Origin of the sequence: Escherichia sp. KTE172, assembly GCF_000408845.1 — a bacterium.
In the GTDB taxonomy this organism is placed as follows: Bacteria; Pseudomonadota; Gammaproteobacteria; order Enterobacterales; family Enterobacteriaceae; genus Escherichia; species Escherichia coli.
Genome location: NZ_KE137316.1, coordinates 3,331,414 through 3,348,434, shown reverse-complemented (window position 1 = coordinate 3,348,434; position 17,021 = coordinate 3,331,414). Strand labels below are relative to the sequence as shown.

General features: G+C 50.9%; 10 protein-coding genes. 4 read left to right on the top strand and 6 right to left on the bottom strand.

The window, feature by feature from the left end:
- Nucleotides 1–321: 321 nt before the first annotated feature.
- A complete protein-coding gene (gene pepE, locus G434_RS08200; RefSeq protein ID WP_000421763.1) occupies nucleotides 322–1,011 on the top strand; it encodes a dipeptidase PepE in 690 nt (229 codons plus the stop codon).
- Nucleotides 1,012–1,100: 89 nt separating this feature from the next.
- Here the strand turns inward: pepE and G434_RS08205 are convergent, their stop codons facing one another.
- Together G434_RS08205 and metH are read right to left on the bottom strand one after the other, a co-directional pair.
- The gene (locus G434_RS08205; protein ID WP_000956839.1) at nucleotides 1,101–2,732 is read right to left on the bottom strand and encodes a Na/Pi cotransporter family protein; all 1,632 of its coding nucleotides are present in this window, start codon (nucleotides 2,730–2,732) and stop codon (nucleotides 1,101–1,103) included.
- 219 nt (nucleotides 2,733–2,951) lie between these two features.
- On the bottom strand, nucleotides 2,952–6,635 hold the full coding sequence (metH, locus tag G434_RS08210) for a methionine synthase (protein WP_000096036.1): 3,684 nt from the start codon (nucleotides 6,633–6,635) through the stop codon (nucleotides 2,952–2,954).
- A gap of 199 nt (nucleotides 6,636–6,834) precedes the next feature.
- Here metH and iclR point away from each other — a divergent pair, with 199 nt between their 5' ends.
- Together iclR and espL4 are read left to right on the top strand one after the other, a co-directional pair.
- Nucleotides 6,835–7,659 (top strand): glyoxylate bypass operon transcriptional repressor IclR, encoded by an 825-nt coding sequence (iclR, locus tag G434_RS08215; RefSeq protein ID WP_000226403.1) that lies wholly within the window; start codon nucleotides 6,835–6,837, stop codon nucleotides 7,657–7,659.
- A 316-nt stretch (nucleotides 7,660–7,975) separates the two neighbouring features.
- Nucleotides 7,976–10,162, top strand: coding sequence for a type III secretion system effector EspL4 (gene espL4, locus G434_RS08220; RefSeq protein ID WP_000632935.1), 2,187 nt, complete (start codon nucleotides 7,976–7,978; stop codon nucleotides 10,160–10,162).
- On the opposite strand, the gene aceK is transcribed toward espL4, so the two are convergent.
- The 4 genes from aceK to metA all read right to left on the bottom strand — a co-directional run bounded on the left by aceK (nucleotide 10,131) and on the right by metA (nucleotide 16,049).
- Nucleotides 10,131–11,867 carry a bifunctional isocitrate dehydrogenase kinase/phosphatase gene (gene aceK / locus G434_RS08225; RefSeq protein WP_001137230.1) on the bottom strand — a complete coding sequence of 579 codons (1,737 nt, stop codon included), beginning with the start codon at nucleotides 11,865–11,867 and terminating at the stop codon, nucleotides 10,131–10,133. The two genes, espL4 and aceK, sit on opposite strands and share 32 nt — an antisense overlap.
- Before the next feature lie 48 nt (nucleotides 11,868–11,915).
- Nucleotides 11,916–13,220, bottom strand: coding sequence for an isocitrate lyase (gene aceA / locus G434_RS08230; protein ID WP_000857856.1), 1,305 nt, complete (start codon nucleotides 13,218–13,220; stop codon nucleotides 11,916–11,918).
- 29 nt (nucleotides 13,221–13,249) lie between these two features.
- The gene (gene aceB / locus G434_RS08235; RefSeq protein ID WP_000138870.1) at nucleotides 13,250–14,851 is read right to left on the bottom strand and encodes a malate synthase A; all 1,602 of its coding nucleotides are present in this window, start codon (nucleotides 14,849–14,851) and stop codon (nucleotides 13,250–13,252) included.
- A gap of 268 nt (nucleotides 14,852–15,119) precedes the next feature.
- Complete coding sequence (gene metA / locus G434_RS08240; RefSeq protein WP_001122787.1) at nucleotides 15,120–16,049, bottom strand: homoserine O-acetyltransferase MetA; 930 nt, start codon at nucleotides 16,047–16,049, stop codon at nucleotides 15,120–15,122.
- A 156-nt stretch (nucleotides 16,050–16,205) separates the two neighbouring features.
- Between metA and G434_RS08245 the strand changes: the two genes are divergently transcribed.
- Nucleotides 16,206–16,649: an acetyltransferase gene (locus tag G434_RS08245; RefSeq protein WP_000236986.1), complete on the top strand. Its 444-nt coding sequence runs from the start codon at nucleotides 16,206–16,208 to the stop codon at nucleotides 16,647–16,649.
- Nucleotides 16,650–17,021 lie beyond the last annotated feature (372 nt).

Below are 17,021 nucleotides of genomic sequence, written 5' to 3'. Positions count from 1 at the left end.
TGCGGCTGATTGCTGAAGCAGCACAATTTGCATGAGAAGGATAAAAAATATCAGCGCCTTAAGGGGCGCTCAAATTGGTGGCAAAGTACACATTGTTTATGCCGGATGCGGAATGAAGCCTTATTCGGCCTACATAATCTCGAAAATTCAATATATTGCAGTTATCTGGTAGGACTGGTAAGCGTAGCGCATCAGGCAATGCTGTGTTTGTCATCAGTCTCAGCGCCCGGTGCAATACGTGACATCGTGAGCCATGTCAGTAAGTGGTTAAATTCGCAGTGGTAGCATTCCTTCCGTGTTTTCTTACTAACCGGAGAAGTAATGGAACTGCTTTTATTGAGTAACTCGACGCTGCCGGGTAAAGCCTGGCTGGAACACGCGCTGCCGCTAATTGCTGAACAGTTGCAGGGTCGCCGCTCAGCGGTGTTTATCCCTTTCGCTGGCGTAACGCAGACCTGGGATGATTACACAGCGAAAACGGCTGCGGTTCTCGCTCCGCTGGGTGTTTCTGTCACCGGTATTCATAGCGTTGTCGATCCCGTTGCCGCGATTGAAAATGCTGAGATCGTGATTGTCGGCGGCGGTAATACTTTCCAGTTGCTGAAACAGTGCCGCGAGCGCGGGCTGCTGGCACCAATTACTGACGTGGTTAAACGTGGCGCGCTGTATATTGGCTGGAGCGCTGGCGCTAACCTTGCTTGCCCAACCATTCGTACCACCAACGATATGCCGATTGTCGATCCACAAGGTTTCGATGCGCTGAATCTGTTCCCGTTGCAAATCAACCCGCACTTCACCAACGCGCTGCCGGAAGGCCATAAAGGTGAAACGCGTGAGCAGCGTATTCGCGAACTGCTGGTCGTCGCGCCAGAACTCACAATTATTGGTCTACCGGAAGGTAACTGGATCACAGTAAGTAAAGGTCACGCTACGCTGGGTGGCCCGAACACCACTTATGTGTTTAAGGCTGGTGAAGAAGCGGTTCCGCTGGAAGCGGGTCACCGTTTTTAAGTGAATTGCCGGATGCATGATCCGGCATCTTGTACATAGTGCCTGATGCGACGCTTTACGCGTCTTATCAGGCCTTCAGGGGCGCAGTATTAATACTCGTCCCGTCCTTCATCTTCATCAGGCTGTTCCAGCACACTGTAAGCGACTGAACAAAACAGCGAGTTCAGACGTTGCATATCTCCCAATAAGCCTAAATGTAGCGAACTGGTTTCAATACTCTGCACGTTTTGCTGATGCAGGCGATCGACGTGGGCGTGGGAATAGCGGCGATTAAGAATGCGAAAACGATGTTTGCTGCGGCGCAAACGACGGGCGCTGGTAACATCGCCAGAGAAGAAAACCGACATTGCCAGTTTTAAATTACTGAGCAATTGCTCATAGAGCGCATCCAGTTCCTTCAAGCCATCAAGCGAAAATGCTCGCCTTGCAGCCAGCGATTTGTCGGCAATTTCACTACCCATGCGCTCGACGATATCGGAGGCCTGTTCAAGGTTTAGCGACATTTCGATGATCTCCGCCCAGCGGCGCGACTCTTCTTCTGCCAGTTCCTCTTTTGGCATTCGCGCCAGATAAAGTTTAATCGCGGTATAGAGCACGTTGATATCATCCGCCAGCTTGCGCAGCTCTTTCTCCTGCCGTGGCTCGCCGTGCATCACTTTATTCAACCCTTCCATCATCTGTTCCATGGCGTCGCCAATGCGCAGGGTTTCGCGCGCGGCGTTCGCCAGAGCAAGCGTGGGCGTATCCAGCGCGCTGACATCCAGATGTTTAGGCCGTAGCTGGGTATCCAGTTCCGGTTCATCGCGAATAATCGTTTTGCAAAACCGTGCCATCGGGTCAACAAATGGCAGCATGACCAGGCAACGTACAAGGTTGTAGAAGACGTGGAAATAGATCACCAGTTCCGCTTTTGGCAATGACAACTTCCCCATTGTCTCTGCCAGCAAATGGACAAACGGCAGGATAATCAGGCTACCCACCAGCTTAAACAGCAGACTACCCAGCGCGACACGGCGGGCTGCGGCATTGGCGGCACTGTTGTTGAGCATCGCCAGCAGGCCGGAACCGAGGTTAGCACCAATCACCAGACAGAGCGCCACGGGGAAGGAGATAATGCCTGCAGCGGTCAGAGTCGCGGTCAGCAGTACAGCAGCAAGGCTGGAGTAGCTGATAATGGCGAACATCGCGCCAATCAGCGCATCCAGCAGAATATCGCCGGTCAGCGAGGCAAAGATCACCTGAACGCCGTTTGCCTGGGTGATCGGCGTTACGGCCTGCACAATCAACTCCAGCGCCAGCAAAATCAGCCCAAGACCAATACCGACGCGGCCCAGTTGCCCGGCGCGTGACTGTTTGCGTCCGAGGAAAAAAATCACGCCGATAAAAATAAGTAATGGTGACAGCCAGGTTAAATCGAAGGTGAGAATACGCGCCATTAGCGCCGTCCCGACATCTGCACCCAGCACAATCACCAGAGCCGGTGCGAGGGCTACCAGATCCTGAGCGACGAACGAGGTCACCAGCATGGTGGTGGCATTACTACTCTGCACCAGTGCGGTAACGCCGATCCCCGCGCAAAAGGCAAGCGGCTTTTTTTCGACGCTCCGGCTAAGGACAGTACGCAAACGCGCGCCGAAGACGCGCATTACGCCGGTTCGAACAATATGCGTCCCCCAGACCAGCAGGGCGACGGCAGAAAGCAGGTGAAGCAGCGTTAACACGAGTTCAGGTTCTCCTTATCGTTATATGTTCCTGAAGCAATTGAATGACCAAAGGACCGGAAACACGCTGACTGGCATCTTTACTGTGCCTTTTGACCTTCGTTTTTCCGGCTAAGATTATTCCAGCCTGATTCCAGTATAAGTGTTTCATATTAATAAAGAGACAGGGCACTCATTGAGCGCCCTGTTTGTTGTAAGGAAAAGTGACAGATTTGTGAATCAGTCCGCGTCATACCCCAGATTCGGTGCCAGCCAGCGCTCAACATCTGAGACGCTCATACCTTTACGGCGGGCATAGTCTTCCACCTGATCGCGCTGGATTTGCGCCACCGCGTAATACTTGCTGTCCGGGTGGCTGAAGTACCAACCCGAAACCGATGCACCAGGCCACATGGCGAAAGATTCTGTGAGTTTCATGCCAGTGTGTTTTTCCACTTCCAGCAGCTCCCAGATGGTGGCTTTTTCCGTATGTTCCGGGCAGGCCGGATAGCCCGGTGCCGGACGGATGCCCTGGTAGTTTTCGCGGATCAGCTCTTCGTTGCTGAGGTTCTCGTTCGGCGCATAGCCCCAGTAGACTTTTCGCACCCGCTCATGGAGATACTCCGCAAAGGCTTCCGCCAGACGGTCAGCAAGGGCTTTCACCATGATTTTGTTGTAATCATCGTGCTGCGCTTCAAAGGCATCAGCCAGTGCGTCCTCTTCCAGACCGCCAGTCACGGCAAATGCGCCGATGTAATCTGCTTTACCAGAAAGCTTCGGCGCAACGAAGTCAGCGAGACAGTAGTTAGCGAAGCCGGTTTTTTCGGTCTGTTGACGCAGATGGTGGCTGACGTTGATCACATGGGTACGCGTTTCGTCACGGTAGATTTCAATGTCATCGCCCACACGGTTTGCCGGGAACAGGCCCACCACGCCACGCGGATTCAGCGTTTTTTCGGCGCTTAATTTATCCAGCATGTCGTTGGCGTCTTTAAACAGCCGCTGCGCCTCAACGCCCACCACTTCATCTTCCAGAATGCGCGGATACTTCCCGGCCAGCGACCAGGTCATAAAGAACGGTGTCCAGTCGATGTAATTACGCAGCGTTTCGATGCTGGCTTCGACTTCCTGCACGCCGAGACGGTGCGCCACCGGCGGCGTATAAGCCTGCCAGTCAAAAGCGAAGTCGTTATCACGCGCCGCTTCCAGCGTGACCGGTGGTGTGCGCGGTTTCTTGCGCCCGTGCTGAATACGTACGGTTTCGTACTCCTTGCGGGTACGAGCGACAAAATCATCACGCTGAGTATCGGAAAGCAGCGCCGCCACCACACCAACGGTGCGCGATGCGTTCTGTACATACACCGTCGGGCCGCTGTAGTTCTGCTCAATTTTCACCGCCGTGTGCGCTTTTGAGGTGGTCGCGCCGCCAATCAGTAACGGAATGGTGAAGCCCTGACGCTCCATCTCTTTCGCCACGTTAACCATCTCGTCCAGCGACGGCGTGATCAATCCTGAAAGGCCAATCAAATCAGCATTCACTTCTTTGGCGGTACGGAGAATTTTTTCCGCAGGCACCATCACGCCGAGATCGACAATTTCGTAGTTGTTACATTGCAGCACCACACCAACGATATTTTTACCGATGTCGTGGACGTCGCCCTTCACGGTGGCGATCACCATCTTGCCGTTGGTTTTGCCCTGCTCTTTGCTGGCTTCAATAAACGGTTCGAGGTAGGCCACCGCCTGCTTCATCACACGCGCCGATTTGACCACCTGTGGCAGGAACATTTTCCCTTCGCCAAACAGATCGCCGACCACGTTCATGCCGTCCATTAGCGGGCCTTCAATCACCTGAATAGGGCGCTCCGCCTGCAGGCGGGCTTCTTCGGTATCCTGCTCGATAAACTCGGTAATGCCTTTGACCAGCGAGTATTCCAGACGTTTATTCACTTCCCACGAGCGCCACTCCGCCTGCTGGGCGTTAGCGGTGTCGTCGGTTTTGCTGCCGCGATATTTCTCGGCAAGCTCCAGTAAACGCTCAGTGCCATCGTCGCGACGGTTAAGAATCACATCTTCCACCGCGTCGCGCAGTTCAGCGGGTAGGTCGTCGTAAATCGCCAGCTGCCCGGCGTTGACGATCCCCATATCCATGCCATTGCGAATAGCGTAGTAGAGGAACACCGCGTGAATGGCTTCGCGCACCGGATCGTTACCACGGAATGAGAAAGAAACGTTAGATACGCCGCCGGAAATCAGCGCGTGCGGCAGTTCGCGTTTGATGTCTTCACACGCGCCGATAAAGTCCTGCGCGTAGTTGTTGTGCTCTTCAATGCCAGTTGCGACCGCGAAGATGTTCGGGTCGAAGATGATATCTTCTGGCGGGAAGCCAACCTCTTCGGTGAGGATTTTGTACGCCCGACGGCAAATCTCGATTTTCCGTGCGCGGGTATCGGCCTGCCCCTGTTCGTCAAAGGCCATTACCACAACTGCCGCACCGTAACGACGCAACAATTTCGCGTGATGGATAAAAGCGTCGACGCCTTCTTTCATCGAAATAGAGTTAACAATGCCTTTGCCCTGGATACACTTCAGACCTTTTTCAATGACATCCCATTTTGAGGAGTCGATCATAATCGGCACGCGAGCGATATCCGGTTCACCGGCAATCAGATTGAGAAAACGCACCATCGCCGCTTCGGCATCGAGCATCCCTTCATCCATGTTGATATCGATAATCTGCGCGCCGTTTTCCACCTGCTGGCGGGCCACATCCAGTGCCTCGCTGTATTTCTCTTCTTTGATCAGGCGCTTGAATTTAGCGGAACCGGTGACGTTGGTGCGTTCACCCACGTTCACAAACAGGCTATCTTCGCCAATGTTCAGCGGCTCCAGGCCGGACAAACGGCAGGCTACGGGGATTTCCGGCAGTTTACGCGGCGCTAATCCTTCTACTGCACGACTCATCGCGGCAATATGTTGTGGCGTGGTGCCACAGCAGCCGCCGACGATATTGAGAAAGCCCGCTTCTGCCCATTCACGTATCTGTTTTGCCATCGTGTCGGCGTCGAGATCGTATTCACCAAAGGCGTTGGGCAGTCCGGCGTTCGGGTGCGCGGTGACGTAGCATTCCGCAATCCGTGATAGTTCCTGTACGTACTGGCGCAGTTCATCTGGCCCCAGCGCACAGTTCAGGCCAAAGGTCAGCGCTTCGGCGTGGCGCAATGAGTTGTAAAATGCTTCGGTGGTCTGCCCGGAGAGCGTGCGCCCGGAGGCGTCGGTGATGGTGCCAGAGATCATAATCGGCAGCTCAACGCCCAGCGCTTCAAACTCCGTTTTCACCGCAAAGACCGCCGCTTTGGCGTTAAGGGTGTCGAAAACGGTTTCAATCAGGATCAGATCCGCACCACCTTCCACCAGCGCTTTGGTGGATTCGCGATAGGCCGCCACCAGCTGGTCAAAAGTGATGTTGCGGAATGCCGGATCGTTGACGTCCGGAGAAATAGACGCCGTGCGGTTGGTCGGGCCGAGAACACCGGCAACGTAGCGCGGTTTCTCCGGCGTGCGCGCGGTCCACTCATCAGCACAGGCGCGCGCCAGTTTCGCCGCCGCAAAGTTGATTTCCGCCGACAGGGATTCCATCTGGTAATCCGCCATCGCAATGGTTGTGGAGTTGAAGGTGTTGGTTTCGATGATATCCGCGCCCGCTTCAAAGTAGGCGTTGTGGATAGCGGCGATCACTTCCGGTTTACTGAGTACCAGCAGGTCGTTGTTGCCTTTGAGGTCGCATGGCCAGTCGGCAAAGCGTTCACCACGAAAATCGGCTTCGTTCAGTCGATAGCTCTGGATCATGGTGCCCATACCGCCGTCCAGCACCAGAATACGTTCATTTAACTGCGCACGCAGTTGTTCCACTTTGCTGCTCACACTTGCTCCCGACACGCTCAACCCAGATTTAATAAAAATTCAACAAACCATACTGGCATAAACGCATCTGTGGTAAAAGCGACCACCACGCAACATGAGATTTGTTCAACATTAACTCATCGGATCAGTTCAGCAACTATTGCATTAGCTAACAATAAAAATGAAAATGATTTCCACGATACAGAAAAAGGAGACTGTCATGGTCGCACCCATTCCCGCGAAACGCGGCAGAAAACCCGCCGTTGCCACCGCACCAGCGACTGGACAGGTTCAGTCTTTAACGCGTGGCCTGAAATTACTGGAGTGGATTGCCGAATCCAATGGCAGTGTGGCACTCACGGAGCTGGCGCAACAAGCCGGGTTACCCAATTCCACGACCCACCGCCTGCTAACCACGATGCAACAGCAGGGCTTTGTGCGTCAGGTTGGCGAACTTGGACACTGGGCGATCGGCGCGCATGCTTTTATGGTCGGTAGCAGCTTTCTTCAGAGTCGTAATCTGTTAGCCATTGTCCATCCTATTCTGCGCAATCTGATGGAAGAGTCCGGCGAAACCGTGAATATGGCGGTGCTGGATCAAAGCGATCATGAAGCGATTATTATCGACCAGGTACAGTGTACCCACCTGATGCGAATGTCCGCGCCTATCGGCGGTAAATTACCTATGCACGCTTCCGGTGCAGGTAAAGCCTTTTTAGCCCAACTGAGCGAAGAACAGGTGACGAAGCTGCTGCACCGCAAAGGCTTACATGCCTATACCCACGCGACGCTGGTGTCTCCTGTGCATTTAAAAGAAGATCTCGCCCAAACGCGCAAACGGGGTTATTCATTTGATGATGAAGAACATGCCCTGGGACTGCGTTGTCTCGCGGCATGTATTTTCGATGAGCACCGCGAACCGTTTGCCGCAATTTCAATTTCCGGACCGATTTCACGTATTACCGATGACCGCGTGACCGAGTTTGGCGCGATGGTGATTAAAGCGGCGAAGGAAGTGACGCTGGCGTACGGTGGAATGCGCTGACTTTTTCTGGCGGGCAGAGGCAATATTCTGCCCGTCATACCCGACTGGCAATAGAATAAGGGTGTCTGTTAATCGCATTGACGCCAAAATAACTTATTGTCATACACTTCACACGCTTTTATTACCTCAGCATTATTTTTAAACATCAAACCACTTAATTATTAACAAAATCGCAAGAACTCATTGCGCCGAAACTTTTACAGCTGCATTATGAGATTGAGCGATTTATGATATTTCTTTAGTTGTAATCATATTAAATTTTTTCACTGTTCTGATAGTTAAAATTCAAGACATCAATAAACAATGAGATATTTAAATGATTACTCGTATTCCTCGTAGTTCTTTCTCTGCAAATATTAATAATACAGCCCGGACAAATGAACACCAAACCCTGAGTGAATTGTTTTATAAAGAACTCGAGGATAAATTTTCTGGCAAGGACCTGGCGACGCCTCTATTAAAAAGCTTCTCAGAGAACTGTAGACAAAATGGTCGTCATATCTTTAGTAACAAGGATTTTGTCATTAAGTTTTCCACGTCCGTCTTACAGACTGATAAAAAAGAAATTACGATAATTAATAAAAATGAAAACACGACACTCACTCAAACCATTGCTCCAATATTTGAAGAATACCTGATGGAAATTTTACCTCAACGCTCAGACGCTCTTGATAAACAAAAATTAAATCTAAAATCAGATAGAAAAGAAAAAGAATTTCCAAGAATTAAACTTAATGGTCAATGTTATTTTCCGGGGCGACCCCAAAACCGTATAGTATGCCGACACATTGCTGCACAATATATTAATGATATTTATCAGAATGTTGACTACAAACCTCATAAAGATGATTACTCTTCAGTTGAAAAATTTCTCACTCACTTCAACAAAAAATGCAAAAACCAGACTTTGGCGTTGATTTCCAGCCGTCCTGAGGGGCGTTGCGTTGCTGCCTGCGGTGATTTCGGGCTAGTTATGAAAGCATATTTTGACAAGATGGCATCAAATGGCATCAGTGTTATGGCAGCCATATTATTGGTGGATAACCATGCTTTGACGGTCCGGCTAAGAATAAAGAACACAACTGAAGGATGTACCCATTACGTGGTTTCGGTTTATGATCCAAATGTAACTAACGATAAAATAAGAATCATGAGCGAAAGTAAAGAGGATATTAAACACTATTCATTGATGGACTTTATGAATGTAGATTATAGCCTCCTGAAATGGTCAAATGATCATGTTATTAACCAATCTGTTGCAATAATTCCAGCACTTCCGAAAGAACAGCTATTGATGCTAAAAGGATCTGTGGATGAAATAACCCCTCCATTATCACCTGCAACGATGAATTTGCTAATGGCAATTGGTCAGAATCATCAACTTACGCAACTGATGACTCAACTCCAGAAAATGCAAGAACTACATAGAACAGAAATGTTGACTGCCTATAATAGTATTAACCTCCCCGGTTTATATTTGGCTATAAATTATGGTAATGCGGATATCGTTGAGACTATTTTCAATTCATTGTCAGAGCCAGGATATGAAGGGTTACTCTCGAAAAAAAATCTCATGCATATTCTGGAGGCAAAAGATAAAAATGGTTTTTCTGGATTATTTTTAGCGATATCACGTAAGGATAAAAATGTTGTAACCTCGATTCTGAACGTCTTACCTAAACTGGCCGCAACACATCATTTAGATAATGAACAGGTGTATAAATTCCTGAGTGCCAAAAATAGAACGTCCAGCCATGTTTTATACCATGTTATGGCGAATGGTGATGCCGACATGCTGAAAATTGTTTTGGACGCGTTACCTTTGTTAATTCGCACATGTCATTTGACTAAAGAACAGGTACTCGATCTCCTGAAGGCAAAGGATTTTTATGGTTGCCCAGGACTATACCTGGCGATGCAAAATGGACATAGCGATATCGTGAAAGTTATTCTCGAAGCATTACCCTGTCTGGCCCAGGAAATTAACATTTCAGCTTCCGATATTGTCGATCTTCTGACCGCTAAAAGTCTTGCGCGCGACACGGGTTTGTTTATGGCCATGCAGCGCGGACATATGAACGTTATTAAGACTATTTTTAACGTATTACCCACTCTGTTTAATACGTTTAAATTCGATAAAAAAAATATGAAGCCCCTCCTCCTGGCAAATAACTCTAATGAATATCCCGGTTTGTTTTCAGCGATACAGCATAAACAACAAAACGTTGTAGAGACGGTTTATCTTGCTTTATCTGACCATGCACGCCTGTTTGGATTTACTGCTGAAGATATTATGGATTTTTGGCAACACAAAGCGCCACAAAAATACTCTGCCTTTGAGTTGGCTTTTGAATTGGATCACCGGGTTATTGCTGAATTAATCCTTAATACGATAAATAAGATGGCTGAAAGCTTTGGCTTTACGGATAACCCTCGATACATTGCGGAGAAAAATTATATGGAAGCTTTACTCAAAAAAGCATCTCCCCATACCGTACGCTAAATCTTTGCCTGCGCCGATACGCATAAACATCTTCCACATGCCCGTCACGGATACGGTTTTGTAGCGCGCGCCAGTAATCAGCGCGGAACAGGTCGGCGTGCATCTCTTCAAAGAGTGGCCCAATGCGGGGGTCAGCGCATAGCCAGTGGCGAAACTCTTCCGGGAAAACATCGCCCGGCGAGACGCTGTACCACGGTTCGCTGGCAAGTTCGTCCTCCGGGTAGCGCGGCGGCGGGATGTCGCGGAAGTTCACTTCCGTCATGTAGCAAATTTCATCGTAATCATAAAACACCACACGCCCGTGACGGGTGACACCGAAGTTTTTAAACAGCATGTCGCCAGGGAAAATGTTAGCAGCGGCAAGCTGGCGAATAGCGTTACCGTATTCTTCAATGGCATCGCGCAACTGCTGACCTTCCACTTGCTCCAGCCAGATATTGAGCGGCACCATCCGCCGCTCAATATAAAGATGGCGAATCACAATTTGTTCGCCGAGATCGGTGATTTTTTCCGCTGCTTCCTGGAGCAGTAATGCCATTAATGCCGGGGAAATATGCCGCTTCTCCAGCACAAAGTTTTCAAACTCCTGGGTGTCCGCCATTCGGCCCACGCGATCGTGCTCTTTCACCAATTGATAGCAGGCACGAACGTGAGCGGCAGACATCTCTTTCTGCGGCGCGAACTTGTCTTTGATGACTTTGAATACTCGATCAAAACCCGGCAACGTAAACACCAACATCACCATTCCACGAATACCCGGCGCTTCAATGAACTGCTCATTACAGCCCTGTAGATAAACGAGATATTCGCGGTAGCTCTCGGTTTTGGCATGCTTCTGGCAGCCGATAGCCATATACAATTCAGCGGTGGTTTTACCTGGCAGAATTTCCCGTAGCCACTCGACCAGTGCTGCGGGCAGCGGCGCGTAAACCATAAAATAAGAACGCGCAAAGCCAAAAACAATGCTCGCTTCGGCGGTCGTCGTCAGGCAGGTATCAATAAATAACTCGCCGTCGTCCGTCTGGTGGATCGGCAGCAAAAATGGCAATGTGCCGGAAGGCGTGATCAGTTTGCCTACCAGCCAGGCGGCTTTATTGCGGTAAAACAGTTCGTTCGCCACCTGTAAATGACTTTCCGCGAGGTTGTCTGTCCCCAGCGTTTCCGTCAGATGGCGAACGATGTAATGAATGTCACGGCTTTTATTCTGCCAGCGCAGGCGCAGCGGCAGGTCGCTGATAACGCGCATCAGCAGAGATTCCCAGCCGTGATCGGGGTGAAAGTCTTTCGCCAGCGGGCGGGGAATGGTACGAAAGCGGCGCTCTGGCTGGGAGCTAAAGATAAAAAGCCGCTCGGGAGTAAGCGAGCGGTGGTCAAATAACCGACAGTACACGGAGTTAAAAAAGCTCTCCGCAATCTCGAAGCGCGGGTAATCCGGCAACAGCCGGGTGTAATGCTCTTTGACGCGCAGTAAAAATGCCGCGTCCGTGCTTTGGCCGTTGGTAATGCAGCGCAGTTGCTCCACGACCAGACCCACGTGATGATCGTAAAGATGGATACGGTTTTTCATCGCCTGCTGGACAGCGTGCCAGTCGGCTTGTTCGAAACGCTGCTGCGCCCCGGAAGTCACTTCGAGGAATCGACCATACTGAGCGTCGAAACCTTGCAAAATGGTTTGTGCAATCAGTAATTCCAGGCCACGCGGCATCGCCTCTCCTTAATTCGCCCCTCGCCTTACGGAAAGGGGCGTTGGTTGTTAGAACTGCGATTCTTCGGTGGAGCCGGTCAGCGCGGTGACTGAAGACGTGCCGCCCTGAATAATGGTCGTCACTTTATCGAAATAACCTGTACCCACTTCCTGCTGGTGAGAAACGAAGGTGTAACCATCTTTCGCGGCGGCGAATTCCGGTTGCTGCACTTTCTCAACGTAGTGCTTCATACCTTCGCCCTGGGCATAGGCGTTTGCCAGGTCAAACATGTTGAACCACATGCTGTGGATACCTGCCAGGGTGATGAACTGGAACTTGTAGCCCATATCCGACAGCTGCTGCTGGAAGCTGGCAATAGTTTTGTCGTCGAGGTTTTTCTGCCAGTTGAACGACGGCGAGCAGTTATAAGCCAGCAGTTTGCCCGGATATTTCGCGTGGATGGCTTGTGCAAAGCGACGCGCCAGTTCCAGGTCTGGCGTGGAGGTTTCACACCATACCAGGTCAGCATATGGCGCATACGCCAGGCCACGGCTGATCGCTTGCTCAATGCCCGCATGAGTACGGAAGAAGCCTTCGCTAGTACGCTCGCCGGTAATAAATTCGCTGTCATATGGGTCGCAATCGGAGGTAATCAGATCCGCCGCGTCGGCATCGGTACGAGCAACCAGCAGGGTTGGAACGCCCGTCACATCAGCTGCCAGACGCGCCGCGACCAGTTTCTGAATAGCTTCCTGAGTTGGAACCAAAACTTTGCCGCCCATGTGACCGCATTTCTTCACTGATGCCAGCTGATCTTCGAAGTGAACTGCCGCTGCACCGGCTTCAATCATCGCTTTCATCAGTTCAAAGGCATTCAGGACACCACCAAAACCGGCTTCCGCATCAGCAACGATCGGCAGGAAGTAATCGACATAGCGCGGATCGCCCGGCTCAATGCCCGCGGACCATTGGATCTGATCCGCACGGCGGAAGGTATTGTTGATCCGCTCCACCACCGCTGGCACCGAATTTGCCGGATAGAGCGACTGATCCGGATACATGCTGGCCGCCAGGTTGGCGTCCGCCGCTACCTGCCATCCCGACAGATAGACCGCTTCAATACCCGCTTTCGCCTGTTGCAGCGCCTGACCGCCAGTCAGTGCACCGAGGCTGTTGATGTAGCCTTTTTTCGACTCGCCGTGCAGCAGACGCCACATTTTCGCCGCGCCCAGTTGCGCCAGCGTGCATTCAGGATTGACTGAACCGCGTAATTTCACCACATCTTCCGCGCTGTAAGGGCGAGTAATGCCTTCCCAACGCGGTTGAGTCCACTCTTTCTGTAATTCTTCAATTTGTTGTGTACGGGTTTTCATGTGCAGATGCTCCATAGTTATGTGGTGGTTTACGCTAACAGGCGGTAGCCTGGCAGGGTCAGGAAATCAATTAACTCATCGGAAGTGGTGATCTGTTCCATCAAGCGTGCGGCATCGTCAAAACGCCCCTGGGAGAAACGTTCTTCGCCCAGTTCGCTGGCAATGACTTTCATCTCTTCGCCCAGCATCTGGCGGAACAAGGCTTTGGTCACCGGTTTGCCATTGCTCAACGTTTTTTGATGATGGATCCACTGCCAGATCGAGGTACGGGAAATTTCAGCCGTCGCCGCATCTTCCATCAGGCCATAAATCGGCACACAGCCGTTGCCAGAGATCCATGCTTCGATGTACTGCACAGCCACGCGAATGTTGGCGCGCATACCTTCTTCGGTGCGTTCACCATCACAAGGTGCCAGCAGCTGATCGGCAGTAATCGGCGCGTCTTGTTCGCGCATCACTTCAAGCTGATTTTTACGGGAGCCGAGAATGTCGTTGAATACCGCCATTGCCGTATCCGCAAGGCCTGGGTGGGCAATCCATGTGCCATCGTGACCGTTATTAGCTTCCAGCGATTTATCCGCTTTTACTTTGTTGAGCACCTGGTTATTGCGCTCTTCATCTTTGCTCGGAATAAATGCCGCCATACCGCCCATCGCAAAAGCACCGCGTTTATGGCAGGTTTTAATCAACAGGCGTGAGTAAGCATTCAGGAAGGGTTTATCCATCGTCACTGCCTGTCTGTCTGGCAGGACGCGATCGGGATAGTTTTTCAACGTTTTGATATAACTGAAGATGTAATCCCAACGACCGCAGTTCAGACCAACAATATGGTCACGCAGCGCGTGAAGGATTTCGTCCATCTGGAACACGGCGGGCAGCGTTTCAATCAGCAACGTCGCCTTGATGGTGCCGCGCGGCAGATTAAAGCGATCTTCTGCATAGCTGAAGACTTCGCTCCACCAGGCCGCTTCCTGCCAGGACTGGGTTTTCGGCAGATAGAAATAGGGACCGCTGCCCTTTGCCAACAGTGCCTGATAGTTGTGGAAGAAATAGAGCGCAAAATCAAACAGGCTACCGGGGATTGCCTCACCACGCCAGGTGACATGTTTTTCCGGCAAGTGCAGACCGCGTACCCGACAAATCAACACCGCTGGATTGGGCTTGAGCTGGTAAATTTTGCCTGCTTCATTGGTATAGCTGATGGTGCCGTTAACTGCATCACGCAGGTTAATTTGCCCGTCGATCACTTTGTTCCAGTCCGGGGCCAGTGAATCTTCGAAATCGGCCATAAAGACTTTCACATTGGCGTTGAGCGCGTTGATCACCATCTTGCGCTCAACCGGGCCGGTAATCTCTACCCGACGATCTTGTAAGTCCGCGGGAATACCACGAATTTTCCAGTCAGCATCACGAATGGAAGCTGTTTCCGAAATAAAATCAGGCAACGTTCCGTTATCGATATCCTGCTGCTGCTGAATGCGCGCTGCCAGAAGTTTATTGCGTTGTGGCGTAAAATGCGTCACCAGTTCAGTCAGAAATTCTACCGCTTCGGCAGTAAGAATTTGCTTCTCCTGCTCGCCATACGGCCTTATGAAAGCCAGTTCATCGGTTGTTGTTGCCTGTTCAGTCATCGTGCAGCTCCTCGTCATGGATCCGAAAACTTCCCCACTGTGAACGAAGGATCGTTGTGCGCTTTTCGTTCAGCACAACTAAGACTACTCATTTAAAATGCAAAATCAAAAACAATTTCCATTTTAATTAAAAATACTTGATAACTTATTGATAACAATATGAATAAAATTTATTCACCTACTGAGGTGCGTTTCGGAAATAAAAAAGGCACCCGAAGGTGCCTGAGGTAAGGTGCTGAATCGCTTAACGATCGACTATCACAGAAGATTAATCCAGCGTTGGATTCATGTGCCGTAGATCGTATGGCGTGATCTGGTAGACGTAATAGTTGAGCCAGTTGGTAAACAGCAAATTACCGTGACTACGCCAGCTCGCTCGCGGTGTATTTTGCGGATCATTGTGCGGGAAATAGTTATACGGTACTTCCGGGTCTAGTCCGGCTTCCACATCGCGGAAATATTCCTGCGCCAGCGTTTGCGCATCATATTCGGGATGGCCCGTCACAAAGGCAATGCGCTTATCTTTGCTGGCAAACAGATAGGCATCCCCTTCTTCTGTCTCCGCCAGAATTTCCAGATCGGTATAATCACGAATCAACGCTGCCGGAAAGTCAGCATAGCGCGAATGCGGTGCCAGGAATGAATCATCAAAGCCACGCGTCAGAAGCGCATGAGGATGGAGAATATGATGCTCGTAAACGCCAGAGAGTTTGTCGGTGCGAGTTTGCTTAGGAATGCCGTAGAGGATATTGAGCGCGGCCTGTACCGCCCAGCAGACAAACAGCGTCGAGGTGACGTGATCTTTCGACCACTCCAGCACCTGTTTGATCTGCGGCCAGTAAGCGACATCATTAAACTCTACCAGGCCCAGCGGCGCGCCGGTAACTATCAGACCGTCAAAGTTTTGTTCCTGAATATCTTCAAAGTTACAGTAGAAGTTATTCAGATGCTCTGCGGGCGTGTTGCGCGATTCACGGGAATCGATGCGCAACAGCTGAATATCGACCTGCAAAGGTGAGTTTGAAAGCAGGCGCAGAAACTGATTTTCAGTTTCGATCTTCTTCGGCATCAGGTTAAGGATAAGCACCTTTAGCGGACGAATTTCCTGACCAGACGCGCGAGAAGTTGTCATCACAAAGACGTTTTCTTCACGCAAGAAATTGACGGCGGGTAGCTCGTCCGGCACACGAATCGGCATAACCTGATTACCTCACTACATACGCTTATACGTTTAGACATCCAGATAGCTGAAGATAACCAGAAAATTTGCCAATGTCGAGCCTGCATGTTGAAGGTGAGAAAGTTTCAAGGAAAAGGCTACGTTAGAATATAAGAATGACGAAAAGGAGAGAAAATGGTTATTAGTATTCGCCGCTCACGGCATGAGGAAGGGGAGGAACTCGTTGCGATTTGGTGTCGTTCTGTCGATGCCACTCACGATTTTTTATCAGCAGAGTATCGGGCCGAGCTGGAAGAGCTGGTGCGTTCCTTTCTGCCGGAAGCACCGTTGTGGGTCGCGGTTAATGAGCGGGATCGGCCGGTTGGGTTTATGTTGTTAAGTGGGCAGCATATGGATGCGCTGTTTATCGATCCTGATGTGCGCGGCTGCGGCGTGGGTCGGATGCTGGTGGAACATGCGCTCTCGATGGCACCGGAAATGACAACCAATGTTAATGAGCAAAATAAGCAGGCTGTTGGGTTCTATAAGAAGATGGGTTTTAAGGTTACGGGACGCTCTGAGGTGGACGATTTGGGGAAACCGTATCCGTTGCTGAATCTGGCGTATGTGGGGGAATAAGCTGCCCCTGCCGTGCCTGCCCAGGCTGGAGAAGACGCGCCAGCGTCGCATCCGGCATTTTTTTTGCACCAACGCAAAAAGGCCATCCTGACGGATGGCCTTTCGCTTAATTTGATGCCTGGCAGTTTATGGCGGGCGTCCTGCCCGCCACCCTCCGGGCCGTTGCTTCGCAACGTTCAAATCCGCTCCCGGCGGATTTGTCCTACTCAGGAGAGCGTTCACCGACAAACAACAGATAAAACAAAAGGCCCAGTCTTTCGACTGAGCCTTTTGTTTTATTTGATGCCTGGCAGTTCCCTACTCTCGCATGGGGAGACCCCACACTACCATCGGCGCTACGGCGTTTCACTTCTGAGTTCGGCATGGGGTCAG